Here is a 12,155-nt window from a genome sequence, read left to right on the forward strand (position 1 = left end):
GGTGGGCCGGTCCCGGGGTTGAAGGGGGATTGTTCCATCGGGGGCCGACCTGGCGGTCGGAGGCCGGTTTGCAGGGTCTCGTTAGGGTGGCACCGACGGTTGCCCGATGACATATCCGAATCAGACAGGAGGCCAGCCGTGGGTGCTCCGCGCCTCAGCAGTACGCCGTTGCCCGGGATCGGGGTCCGCTACGACCTCACGACCAGGGAGCAGCGGCGGATCTCGGTGGTCGCACATCGGGACGGTGCGCGGACGTTGAGCGCGTACCGGCAGGACGATCCGGACGCGTGCGCGCTGTCGGTACGGCTCACGTCGGGTGAGGCGACCGCCCTCGTCGACGCGCTGGCGCCGGACCACCACAGCGCGAACCTGTTGTCCACCACGGAGTTGGGGCTCGTCGCGGAGCGGATCGAGCTGGCGTCGACGTCGCACTGGAACGGGCGCGTCCTGGGCGACACCCGTATGCGGACGGAGACGGGCGCGTCGATCGTGGCCGTCCTGCGGCGGGCCGAGGCGATTCCGTCACCCACGCCGGACTTCCGGCTGGCCGGCGGGGACACGCTCATCGTGATCGGCACCCGGGAGGGTGTGGACACCGCCGCCGCGATACTCGGGCGGGAGTGAGCGGTCGTGCACGTCTCCGCTCAAGTTGCGGCCCAGCACTCCGTCGAAGAGTCCTTCGGACGGTTCCTCGCCGAGTCGTCCGCGACGCACTCCTCCGCCGTCTTCCTGGTCGAGTTCGGTGCGATCATCCTCGGGTTGGGGCTGCTGGGGCGGTTCGCCGGGCGGTTCCGGCTCTCGCCGATCCCGCTGTACCTGCTGGCCGGACTCGCCTTCGGGGAGGGCGGGTTGCTGCCGCTCGGGACGAGCGAGGAGTTCGTGGCGATCGGCGCCGAGATCGGCGTGATCCTGCTGCTGCTCATGCTCGGCCTGGAATACACCGCCAGCGACCTCGTCTCCAACCTCAAGACCCAGTACCCCGCCGGACTCGTCGACGCCGCCCTCAACGCCCTGCCCGGCGCCGCCATGGCACTCCTCCTCGGCTGGGGGCCCGTCGCCGCCGTCGTCCTCGCCGGCGTCACCTGGATCTCCTCCTCCGGCGTCATCGCCAAGGTCCTCGGCGACCTCGGACGGCTCGGCAACCGCGAAACCCCCGTCATCCTCAGCATCCTGGTCCTCGAAGACCTCTCCATGGCCGTCTACCTGCCGATCCTCACCGCGCTCCTGGCCGGGGCCGGTCTCGCGGCGGGCAGCGCGACGCTGGCCATCGCGCTCGGTACCGCCGGGGTCGTGCTGCTGGTGGCCGTGCGCTACGGGCGGCACATCTCCCGGTTCGTCTCCAGCGACGACCCGGAGAAGCTGCTGCTCGTCGTCCTCGGCCTGACGCTCCTCGTCGCCGGGCTCGCGCAGCAGTTGCAGGTGTCGGCGGCGGTGGGCGCGTTCCTCGTCGGCATCGCGTTGTCGGGTGAGGTGGCCGAGGGGGCGCACAGTCTGCTGGCGCCGCTCCGGGACCTGTTCGCCGCCGTGTTCTTCGTCTTCTTCGGGCTGCACACCGACCCCGCCAGCATTCCGCCGGTGCTGGTGCCCGCGCTCGCCCTCGCCGTCGTCACCGCGCTGACGAAGGTCGCCACCGGGTACTGGGCCGCGCGTCGGGCCGGTATCTCCGCCAAGGGGCGCTGGCGGGCGGGCGGCACGCTCGTCGCGCGCGGCGAGTTCTCCATCGTCATCGCCGGGCTCGCCGTCACCGCCGGCATCGAACCGTCCCTCGGCCCGCTGGCCACGGCGTACGTCCTCATCCTGGTGATCGTCGGCCCGCTGACCGCCCGGTGGACGGAGCCGGTGGCGATGTGGGTGACCGGCCGACTGCGCGGGCCGACGCCGACCGGCCCGGGAGGGGGAGGCCCCTCGCCGGCGCCTTCGGCGGGAGCACACGAGGCGTTGGACGAGCAGAGCGCGGCCGATCGGGCCTGAGAGGGCGGCGGGGGCGCGGCAGGGTCGGCAGGAGCAAAGTCACGGCATCAGCGTCAGGGGCGGCGTACGGACGGGCGGCCGGCCGGGCGCTCACTGAGCCCTGCCGGCCAGCAGCCAGCGTCGTACGGGTACTTCCAGCAGGACCCGGGTGTCGCCCTGCCGGTGTGGGGCGGTGACGTCCCAGCCGTACTTCGTGGCGAAGGCCTCCGTGACGCCCGCGATGTCCGCGACATCCGTGTCGCCCCTGTCATCCGTCTCGTCCGTGTCACCCCTGTCGTCCTCTTCGTCCGGCGGGAACGGACCGTGGTGCACCGTGGCCGTTCCCTCCGCCACCACGGGGCAGCGGCCGTCCTCCAGGGCCAGGGACACCCGTGCGCGCCTCTCGATGTTCCGGACCTTGACCGAGCCCCTGTCCGCGCCGATCCACCAGCTGCCCCGCAGGAACACGAACCACACCGGCGTCACATGCGGCGACCCGTCCGGCCGTACGGTGCAGAGCCATACGTTCCGCTCCACGGCCAGACGGTCGCGCACGGCGGCGGGCAGGGCACCGCGGCCCGCGGGATCCCCGCCGCCGGGGGCGGCCACGTCACCCACGTCCACCCGCGCTTGTCCCCTCTCCATCGGCCTGGCCCGTTCCCTCCTCGAAGCTGGCGAAGTACGCGGCGGCCATGTCCTCGTCCGCGTGCCCCTGGGCGGCGGCGCGGGCCAGGCGGTCGGCGCCGGCGGCGGCCACGTCGAGGCGTACCCCGTACCGCTGCCCGGCCTCGACGATCAGGCGGGCGTCCTTGGCGGCGGTGGAAACCGCGAAGGAGGCCGGGGACAGTCCGCCGTCGAGGATGAGCGCGGACTTGGCACGCAGATAGCCCATGTCGAGCGGGCCGCCCTCGATGATCTCGAAGAAGGACCGCGGGTCGACGTCGAGGGCCTTGGACAGGGCCAGGACCTCTCCGGCCGCGTTGGTGGCGGCCAGCACCCAGCTGTTGGCCACCAGTTTGAGCCGGGTCGCGGTGCCCGCCGCACCGTCCTCGCCGGTCCAGACCGTACGTGCGCCGACGGCCTCGAACACCGGGGTCGCCGTCTCCCGTCCCGCGACCGGCCCCGCCGCCAGCACCGTCAACTGCCCCGCCTCCGCCGGCTGCCGTGTGCCGAGGACCGGGGCGTCGTAGAAGACCAGCCCGTGGTCGCCTGCCAGCGCGGCCAGTTCGGCGACGGCCTCCACCCCTGCGGTCGTGGACTGGACCCAGACCGTGCCGGGGCTCAGCGCGGGCCCCGCCTCACGCATCACGTCCCGGGCCGCGGCCCCGTCGTAGAGCACCGTGAGCACCACATCGGCGCCCCGCACGGCCTCCGCCGGGGTTCCGGCGACCTGCGCGCCGTCGGCGGCGAGCGGCTCGGCCTTCTGCCGGGTGCGGTTCCACACCCGTACGGTGTGGCCGGCGCGGACCAGGTTGCGGGCCATCGCGGCGCCCATGATGCCGGTACCCAGGACACTTACGGTGAGCTTGTCAGCCATGACGTCAACTTCCTGCCGCGTGCAGTGCGTTGGCATCTTCGCAGCTCGGGGTGGGGCCGAGCGCGCTACGACACCGGACGGGGAGTCACTTCACGAAACGCGGGGACGAGACCGCCGAGCCGGGCCTGGTGACGGTCGGGCGTCAGGCCGGGGTGTTCCCGGGCGAGGGCGGCACTCCGACGGGGGATCAGGCCACGTCCGGGCCGGACCGCATGCGCGGGCGGTGGCGTGGGAAGACCGGGCCACGTGAGCATCGACACGAACAGGTCCTCGAACGGGCGCGCGGGCGGTCTGGACGTACGTCCGGCCTCCGGGTACATCGGCGCCGACATCCACGGCGTCGATCTCGCCGGTCCGCTCGACGACGCGACGGTCGCCGGCATCCGCGCGGCGCTGCTCCGCTGGAAGGTCGTGTTCTTCCGGGGGCAGCGGCTGGACCATGCCGCGCAGATCGCGTTCGCGCGCCGCTTCGGGGAGCCGATCCGGCTCCGGTCGCGGGGCTCGGTCTCCCCCGCCGAGCACCCCGAGATCGAGACGACCGCCGACCGTCAGGAACTGGGCCGCAAACACGGCATGGACCAGGCCGAATGGCTGGAGCGCCGCCGCCACTCGACCCTCCGGGGCTGGCACGCCGACCACACCGCGCGCATCGACCCGCCCGCCCTGACCCTGCTCCGCGCCGAGCGCGTGCCCCCGTGCGGCGGCGACACCACCTGGGCGAACCTGTCGACGGCCTACGCGGGCCTGTCCGAGCCGGTGCGCCGGTTCGCCGACGGGCTGCGCGCCGAGCACCGTCTCGGTGTCGGCTACCTCGCCCGTTCCGGCCCGGACCCCTACCTCCGCCACCTCCAGGACCACCAGGTCGCTTCCGTCCACCCGGTCGTCCGCGTCCACCCCGAGACCGGCGAACGGATCCTGTACGTCAACCCGTACTACGTCGAGAACATCGTCGACGTCACCCGGGCCGAGAGCCGACTCCTCCTGGAGCTGTTCGTCGAGCAGATCACCCGCCCCGAGTACACGGTCCGCTTCCGCTGGGAACCGGGGTCGGTGGCGCTCTGGGACAACCGCGCCACCGTCCACCTCGCCCCCAACGACACCGCCCACCTGGACTTCCCGCGCATCATGCACCGGGTCATGGTGGCCGGGGATCCACCGGTCGGCGTGGACGGCACCCCGTCCGAGTCCCTCTGCGGAGCGCCTCTGCACGACCGGAGCGAGTGAGCGTCGGCCGGTGCGTGGTCAGGAGCCTCTTCGGGTAACCGGCACCGCATGGGTGATGTACTCGTCGGAACCTGCTCCTGGACCGATCGCGCGCTGCTGGCCAGCGGGTGGTACCCACGCGGTCATCGCGACCCCGAGCCCCGACTCCGTTACTACGCCGAGCAGTTCCCGGTCGTAGAGGTGGATTCCGGTTACTACGCCCTGCCCAGTCGCCGCAACAGTCTTCTGTGGGCCGAGCAGACACCGCCCGCGTTCCGCTTCGACGTCAAGGCGTTCTCCCTCCTCACCGGCCACCCGACCCGCCCGGCGGCCCTCCCCCCGGACCTGAGGGATTCCCTGCGGCCCGACCTGCGCCGCGGGGCCCCCGCCGCCGTGCTGGACCGGGTCTGGGAGCGATTCGCCCACGCCATCGAGCCGTTGCGGACGGCGGGCCGGCTGGGCGCGGTGCTGTTCCAGTTCCCCCCGTGGTTCGCGCCGGGACAGCGGACGGAGGCGGCGGACAGGGCGGACAGGCCCGACGGGGCGGACGGGGCGGGCAGGCCGGACGGACATGGGCCGAAGGGGACGCCGGAGAGGATGCTGGAGGAGTGTGCGGAGCGTACGGCCGGCTGGCCCGTCTCGGTCGAGTTCCGCCACCCGGCGTGGTGGCGGGGCGAACAGGCCGACCGTACGGCGGCGTTACTGGCCCGGCTGGGCTTCGTCGCCGTGGGCGTCGACATGGCCCAGGGCCTGGAGTCCTCCCTGCCGCCCCTCGTCCCCGTCACCTCCCCGGAGCTCGCCGTCGTACGGTTCCACGGCCGCAGCCCTGCCTGGGGCACCGGCAGCAAGGAGGACCGATTCCGGTACGCGTACTCGGAGCCCGAACTCGCCGCGTGGGCGCCACGGTTGCGGGAGGCCGCCGAACAGGTCGACGAGCTGCACGTCCTCTTCAACAACTGCTGCGCCGACGCGGCCGTGAGGGCGGCGGAGACGATGCGACGGGTGCTCGACACGAGGTGAACCCCGCCGCATCGACCGGGCGGCACAGCCGCCGGGCTAGCTCACGCGTACCGCCTTCTCCACCGTGACCTGGTCGATGTCCGTCGTGCGGACCGTGAGCTTCATCGTCCACTTGCCGGGCAGGGGGAGTTGGAGGGTGTCGGTGGCCCAGTAGCCGCCACGGTCGGTGAGCTTCGCGTCGATCGGGCCGATCTTCTGGGACTTCAGCGTGAAGGTGAGACGCAGTTCCGGGACCGTGGCGATGCCGTCGTCGGGGCCGAAGACCACGGCCTGTACGGAGTTCTTGCCCACACGCCCCGGGCCGAGGTCGATCTGGACCTTGCCCTGACCGTTCGGGGTGCCGACGTCGAAGGGAACCGTCGACGAGGAGGCCGTGACCCCGCCCGCCGCCTGACCCGCGCTCTCGTCGGCGATCTCCGCCGCCGCCCGGCCCGGCAGGGTCCCCGTCAACACGGTGGTGATCACCAGCACGACGACCGCGACGGTGAACTCCGCCAGCACGGATCGCCTGAGCCCCTGGCGGGACAGATCGCCGGGGGAGTCCTCGGAAGTGGGTGGGTCGGAGGGGCCGGAGGAGGCAGAGGAGGCAGAAGAGGCAGAGGAGTCGAGGGAGTTGGGCGGGTCGGCGGCGTGGCCGGAAGCGTCGGTTGCCTCGGCGGCTCGACCGGAAGCCTCGGCTGCGTCAGCTCCCTCTACGGCTCCCTCTACATCTCTGTCTGCGGCTCCCTCTGCGGCGCCCACCCGCTCGGGCACCCGCTCGGACACCCGCTCAGGCACCCGCGCCGCCGTCACCGTCACCGCCGCCGTCACCGCCGCCGAGACCGCCACAGCCGCCGGCCCTGCCGCACCCGCCCGCTCACTCTCCTCCGCGTTCGACTCGCCCGCCGCGCCCCGCCCGGCGGGCTCCGTCGCCCCCAACCGGCCCGTCCAGCGCCGCGAGAACGCCGCTGCCACGAGCAGGAGCAGCACCGCGACCAGCTTGGCGACGAGGACCTCCCCGTACGCCGTGGAGGTGAAGGCGGACCAGGAGCCGAGGCCGCGCCAGGACTGGTAGACGCCGGTGACGACGAGGACGACCACCGACGCGAACGCGAGCCGCGAGAACCGGTCGACCACGGTGGCCGTCAGGGTCCTCGGCGCCCGGTACAGGACGGTCAGCAGCGCGGTCAGCCCGCCCAGCCAGACCGCCATGGCGAGCAGGTGCAGCACGGAGGAGGTCATCGCGACCGGCACCTGGATACCGGCGGAGGCGTGCTCCGCGGCCGCCCAGGTCCCGGCGAGACCGAGGGAGAGCAGCGCCCCGCAGACGAGCGCGCCCTTCCCCCACTCCTGCCGCTCCCCCTGGCGGCGTACGCGTACGAGGAGGACGGCGGCCGCCGCGAGCAGACCCAGCCGGGCCAGCAGCGCGAGCCCCGGCCGGCTGACCAGCGTGTCGCGCAGGACGGAGAGGTCGAGGGCGGCCCCGATCCCACTGCCCCGCTCGTACGGTCCACGGAGCAGCAACAGGGCCGCCGACGCCAGCAGCAGGGCCAGCCAGGCGGCCAGCAGCAGCTTGCGCAGCACCTCGCTGGGCCCGCCGAGCACGACCGCCAGGAAGAAGGCCACGCCGATGAGCAGGGCGAGGGCGCCGTACGCGAAGTAGCGGGTGATGTCGTAGAGGGAGGCGGTGAGGGGGTCCTCCGCGAGGTCGTCCGGGAGGACCGCGGCGGTCGCGGAGGGCTCGCCGACGGAGAAGATCAGGGCACCCGAGATGGGGTGGCTGTCGGCCGAGATCACCCGCCAGGCGATCGTGTACGTGCCGTCGCCGAGGCCGGTGGGGAGGGTGACCCGAGCCGTGTCGGCCCGGCCGCCCGCGCGCCCCGGCTTGCCCGTGTCCACCGCCCGGTTCTCCGGGTCGACGACGCGGATGGAGTCCTCCAGGAGGCTCACCGACTCGGTGAAGCGGAGGGTTACGTCCCGGGGAGCGGCGTCGAGGACGCTTCCGTCGACGGGATCGCTGCCCTTGAGAGCGGCGTGCGCGGACGCGGTACCCGCCCCGCCGAGGAGGAACAGGACCAACACGGTGCCCAGCAGCACCAGGCGCTGAACCCCTCGCGCCCGCCGACCGCCCCACACTCCGGCACGTCCGGCGACCCGGCCTCCGGATCCGCCGGTGGTCCCGTCGGTTCCGTCAAGTGGGCTCACGCCTCTGTCCTCGCCGCGGGCCTGGCCCCATCTCCGGTCCCGGACCCGGTCCCAGCCTCTGGCCCTACCCCTACCCCCGGCCCTGTCGTCGACTGGGTCGCTGTACCTGCCACGCTCCACGTAGTGCTCCGGATCCACGGTCGCCGGCTCTCGAACTCCTCGAACAGGTACGCACACCACGAACGCCGCGTTCAACGCGATCCGCACCCGCCGCTCCGCCCCCGGGCCACGTCCCGCCCCGGGCGGACGGCCGCCGTCCCTACGCCCGCCCCAGCTCCCCTATCTCCGCGGCCCGGTCCGGGTACAGCCGAGCCAGCTCCGCGGCGTCCCCGTGCTCGTACCCCTCGAAGGTGAACCCCGGCGCCATCGTGCACCCGAACAAGGTCCAGCCCCCACCACCGCCGGCACCGCCCTCACCACCGCCGGCACCGCCCTCACCACCGGCAGCCCCGCCCTCACGCCCGCCGGCACCGCCAGCACCGCCGCCCAGAACCCGCGCCCCCATCCAGGTCCCCGCGGGCACGACGTACTGCACGTGCTGCCCGTCGAGCACGTCCGGCCCGAGGACGACGATCCGCGAGGATCCGTCCGGGGAGAGCAGCAGCATCCGGAGCGGATCACCGAGGTGGAAGTGCCAGATCTCGTCGCCGGGCAGCCGGTGCAGGGCGGAGTAGTCGCCGGGTTCGGTGGTGAGCAGGGCGACGATCGCGGTCCCCTCGGGCCGCCCGTCGCCCCGCTCGGGCCCGGCCCACGTCTGACGGAAACGTCCGCCCTCGCGCGGTATGGGCTCCAACTCGTAGTGCGCTATGAGGTCTTCGGGAGTCATCCGCCCGAGGCTACGCCCACCACCCGAACTACTGACCGAACACGGCCTCCCGCCGCAGGAACGCCAACCGGGCCCGCTTCTCGGGCAGGTACACCTCCGGCAGATCGATCTCCGGCAGCACGACGACCGGCCCGGCCTCGAACCCCTGCCGGGCGAACCGCGCGATCGCCTTCTCGTTCCGCTCGTCCGGATCGACGACGACCCGCCGCCGGTCCAGCCCGAGGAAGACGTAGGACGTGAAGGCCGCCAGCACCAGGGACGACCACCCCGGCTGCGCTCCTGCGGCCCCGGCGGGGGCCAGCAGCACGTGGACGCCTATGTCCCCGGGCTCGACGTCGTAGCACTCGCCGACCCGGTCGGCCTCCGGCTCGTACGTCTGCAGCAGTCCGACGGGCGCTCCGTCGCGCAGTGCGAGGTAGGCGTGGTGCGTGTCGAAGGCCGCAAGACCCTCGTAGATCTCCCGCACCTGCTCCTCCGTGAGCCCGTTCATGCCCCAGAACGCGGCCCTCGGTTCCCGCACCCAGCCGTGCACGACCGCGGCATCGGCCCCGGCGTCGAGCGGCAGGATCCGCACGGTCCCGAACCCGTCCATCACCTGCTCGTGAACGGCCGCACGATCGGCGTACGACTCAGAAGACTCATCAGAAGACCCATCAGAAGACTCAACGGTCATGGCGCTTCTCCTCGCTGCTGCGGTCGATGTCGGTGTCGGTGTCGATGTCGTCCTCGGTGAGCTGATCCCAGTCGGTGACGACCGGTACGAGATCTCCCCTGAGCCACAAGGGCAGTTGATCGCGGTGGTGCGGCGAACCGCCGATGCCGGACGCCCCGAACGGCACCACCCAGAGGCTGTCCTCGCGCCGGGCCAGATCCCAGACGTACCGGGCAGCGGGCCCGCGTGCGCTGAGGTGGGTGATGCCTGGGACCGTGGAGGTGCACAGCACACAGTCGTGATCACCGGCGAGCCCCGGCTCGGTTGCGACGTGCGGACGCCCTTCCGCCCCCTCACCAGCACGCTCGCCCGCGCCCCCACCAAGCCCCTCGTCCGTGCCGTCGTCCGGAAGCGCACGCCACGGCACGAGCGTGTGGCTGTCGCCCCAGCGCCCCGCGTCGAGACCGGCGACCTCCTCCAGCGCCTCCCGCACGAGGGCGACCCGGTCGATCCCGTACAACTCCTCGGCCCTGAGCAGGTGTTCGAGCGCGAACCCGATCCGCACCGTGAGCGACAGCCACGGGCGAAAGACCTCGGGGTACGTCGGCGGCACCGCGAGCGCCGCGAAGGCGGGCTCCGTGGCGAGCCGCCGTACGACGGCTCCTCGCAACGCCGCGTACTCCGCCGCGTCGACACTGTCGGCGTCCATCCGCCGATCCCACCTCAGCAGCCGCTCACGAAGCGCGACCGCGCGGGCATCGGTGGGGGTGACGGCCGCCACGAGCTCCAACAGGGGTCCGGCGGAGGCCAGATGGGTGTCCATGTGGATCGTGGGCATGTCCGCGGCGGACCACACCCGCTTCCCGTCCAGCATCGCGCGAATGCGTGCCGCGCGGTGCGGCGGGGCGAACTCGACGCCCAACGGGGTCGCCGGGCCACGCTGGTTGGCCATCACCGCGACACCGTCCTCGAACGTGCCGTACCGCGTCTCGTGCCACCCCTCCCACTCGTGCCCCGGCTCCCAGGCCGCGACGACCCGCGTCCGGTTGTCCCGGCTCCGCACCGGAACCCGGCCCGCCACCCGGTGCAGCACCCCACCCCGCCTGTCCGCGGCCTGTACGACGTTCACCGGCTCGGCCCACTGGTCGAACGCCCGGTCCACATCGGCGACCTCCCGGGCCCGGAGGAGCGGCAGCAGCGCCCCGATCCCGAGGTCCTCGGTGACCCGCGGCGGATACCGGAGACTGAGGGCACCGACCGGGTCGGAGCCACCGGCAGCATGGTCGGTGTCGATGCCCCCGATGACGACCGGCCCCCGAGCGGTCTCGATCACCTCCACCTCGGCGGGCTCCCCGCCCGCGACCTCGATGACCTCCACATGCCGGTGCACGGCCCGCCACACCCCATCGGGGTCCAGCGCCTCGACGACACCTCCGCCCTCCCCGGGCCCGTAGCCGCCCGCGTCGCCGTCCCCGTCCCCGTGGTCACTGCCGTGGTCACCCCTGTACCGCAGCCGCTCCCGGTACAGATCCTGGTAATCGGCCATGGCGTTGGTGATGGCCCAGGCCACGTCGCCGGTGTGACCGAAGTGGGCGATGCCGGGCATACCGGGGACGGCGAGGCCGACGACGTCGAACTCGGGGCAGGAGAGGTGGATCTGCTGGTAGACACCGGGCTCCTCGATGAACCGGTGCGGATCACCGGCGATGACGGCCTGTCCGGTGGCCGTCCGGGACCCGTCGACGAGCCACCCGTTGCTGCCGGAGGTGGCGGGCCCGTCGGTGGCGAAGAGCCCGATCGCGTCGGCACCGAGATGCCGTACGGCCTCCTCCCGCCAGAGCTTGGCGGGGAACCCGGCGAACAGGATGTGCGTGGCGATCCAGACCCCGAGCGGGTGCCACGGCTCCCAGCGCCCGGGCACGAGCCCGACACGAGCGAACTCGGGTGCGCGCCGGCCGCCCTCGACGAGTCCGTCGTTCACGCCCTCCGCGTACGCGCGGACCCAGTCGGCGCTCTCCGGGTCCGTACGCTCCAGCCGGGCGAAGCATCTTCGGGCCGTGTCCTCCAGGCGGGCCCGTCTGGCGAACCGGTCCCAGCCGAGGGAGTCCACGCCGAGGAAGGAAGCCGAGGTGCCCTGGACGCGATGCCGTTCGACCTCCAGCTGCCAGGCCCGGTCGAGGGCCGTGACCCGCCCCTGGGCGTGGGCGAGGGCACGGGCGTCGGCGGCGCGCAGGTGCGGAATGCCCCAGGCGTCGCGGAAGATCCCGTACGCCGCATGGCTTGAATCGCTCCCCCGAGCAGGTCCCCGCGCACCGCTGATGTCCCGCATCTCTACATCCCGCCTGTTATTTAGGTTAGCCTCACCTAAGCAATCTGTGATCAAAGCGTACGTGAAGGGTGCAGAAGCCATGGGGCAGGGGCACGGTTGGGAGGGGGCGGTCCTGAAACTGCTCCGCGGGAAGGACTTCGTCCTCACGGTGACCGGTGCGGAACAAGTCACCGAGCACTACCGCCGGATCCACCTCACCGACGGCGGCATGCTCGCGGCGACCGGCGTCCACCCGACGATGTGGGTCCGCCTCTGGTTCGACGCCGCCGGCAAACCGCACCAGCGGGCGTACACACTCGTGGACCCCGACCCGGCCTCCGGCACCTTCAGCCTGGAGTTCGCCCTCCACGACGGTCACGCCAGCGACTGGGCCCGCGCCGCGAAGCCGGGTGACACCATCGAGGCCACGGTCCAGGGCACCGCCTTCACCGACCCCGACCCGGCCCCCTCCCAC

At 72.8% G+C, this 12,155-nt stretch carries 11 protein-coding genes; 5 read left to right on the forward strand and 6 right to left on the reverse strand.

Annotation, left to right across the window (positions count from 1 at the left end; all coding sequences use genetic code 11):
• The first annotated feature begins 138 nt into the window (after positions 1 to 138).
• Positions 139 to 624: a cation:proton antiporter regulatory subunit gene (locus tag P1P70_RS30585; RefSeq protein ID WP_319243506.1), complete on the forward strand. Its 486-nt coding sequence runs from the start codon at positions 139 to 141 to the stop codon at positions 622 to 624.
• Positions 625 to 729: 105 nt separating this feature from the next.
• Entirely contained in the window at positions 730 to 1,971 is a 1,242-nt protein-coding gene (locus tag P1P70_RS30590) for a cation:proton antiporter (protein WP_319243519.1), read from the forward strand.
• Positions 1,972 to 2,061: 90 nt separating this feature from the next.
• Here P1P70_RS30590 and P1P70_RS30595 read toward each other — a convergent pair whose 3' ends face one another.
• Positions 2,062 to 2,595, reverse strand: coding sequence for a pyridoxamine 5'-phosphate oxidase family protein (locus P1P70_RS30595; protein ID WP_319243507.1), 534 nt, complete (start codon positions 2,593 to 2,595; stop codon positions 2,062 to 2,064).
• Positions 2,561 to 3,487: an NAD(P)-dependent oxidoreductase gene (locus P1P70_RS30600; RefSeq protein WP_319243508.1), complete on the reverse strand. Its 927-nt coding sequence runs from the start codon at positions 3,485 to 3,487 to the stop codon at positions 2,561 to 2,563. The genes P1P70_RS30595 and P1P70_RS30600 overlap by 35 nt, the downstream gene beginning before the upstream one ends.
• A 246-nt stretch (positions 3,488 to 3,733) precedes the next feature.
• Here P1P70_RS30600 and P1P70_RS30605 point away from each other — a divergent pair, with 246 nt between their 5' ends.
• Positions 3,734 to 4,711, forward strand: a complete 978-nt coding sequence (locus P1P70_RS30605) for a TauD/TfdA dioxygenase family protein (protein WP_413471581.1) — start codon at positions 3,734 to 3,736, stop codon at positions 4,709 to 4,711.
• Positions 4,712 to 4,759: 48 nt separating this feature from the next.
• Positions 4,760 to 5,710: a DUF72 domain-containing protein gene (locus tag P1P70_RS30610; RefSeq protein ID WP_319243510.1), complete on the forward strand. Its 951-nt coding sequence runs from the start codon at positions 4,760 to 4,762 to the stop codon at positions 5,708 to 5,710.
• Between the two features lie 36 nt (positions 5,711 to 5,746).
• On the opposite strand, the gene P1P70_RS30615 is transcribed toward P1P70_RS30610, so the two are convergent.
• From P1P70_RS30615 to P1P70_RS30630, 4 genes are all read right to left on the reverse strand, one after another.
• Positions 5,747 to 7,894 carry a copper resistance CopC/CopD family protein gene (locus tag P1P70_RS30615; RefSeq protein ID WP_413471582.1) on the reverse strand — a complete coding sequence of 716 codons (2,148 nt, stop codon included), beginning with the start codon at positions 7,892 to 7,894 and terminating at the stop codon, positions 5,747 to 5,749.
• 259 nt (positions 7,895 to 8,153) lie between these two features.
• Positions 8,154 to 8,720 carry a cupin domain-containing protein gene (locus tag P1P70_RS30620; protein ID WP_319243512.1) on the reverse strand — a complete coding sequence of 189 codons (567 nt, stop codon included), beginning with the start codon at positions 8,718 to 8,720 and terminating at the stop codon, positions 8,154 to 8,156.
• A gap of 28 nt (positions 8,721 to 8,748) precedes the next feature.
• Complete coding sequence (locus tag P1P70_RS30625) at positions 8,749 to 9,312, reverse strand: GNAT family N-acetyltransferase (RefSeq protein WP_319243514.1); 564 nt, start codon at positions 9,310 to 9,312, stop codon at positions 8,749 to 8,751.
• A 70-nt stretch (positions 9,313 to 9,382) separates the two neighbouring features.
• On the reverse strand, positions 9,383 to 11,701 hold the full coding sequence (locus P1P70_RS30630) for a penicillin acylase family protein (protein WP_319243517.1): 2,319 nt from the start codon (positions 11,699 to 11,701) through the stop codon (positions 9,383 to 9,385).
• Positions 11,702 to 11,780: 79 nt separating this feature from the next.
• Between P1P70_RS30630 and P1P70_RS30635 the strand changes: the two genes are divergently transcribed.
• Positions 11,781 to 12,155 (forward strand): siderophore-interacting protein (locus P1P70_RS30635; RefSeq protein WP_319243525.1); only part of this gene is annotated, 375 nt, incomplete at its 3' end.

Origin of the sequence: Streptomyces sp. MB09-02B (assembly GCF_033794485.1) — a bacterium.
GTDB lineage: Bacteria > Actinomycetota > Actinomycetes > Streptomycetales > Streptomycetaceae > Streptomyces.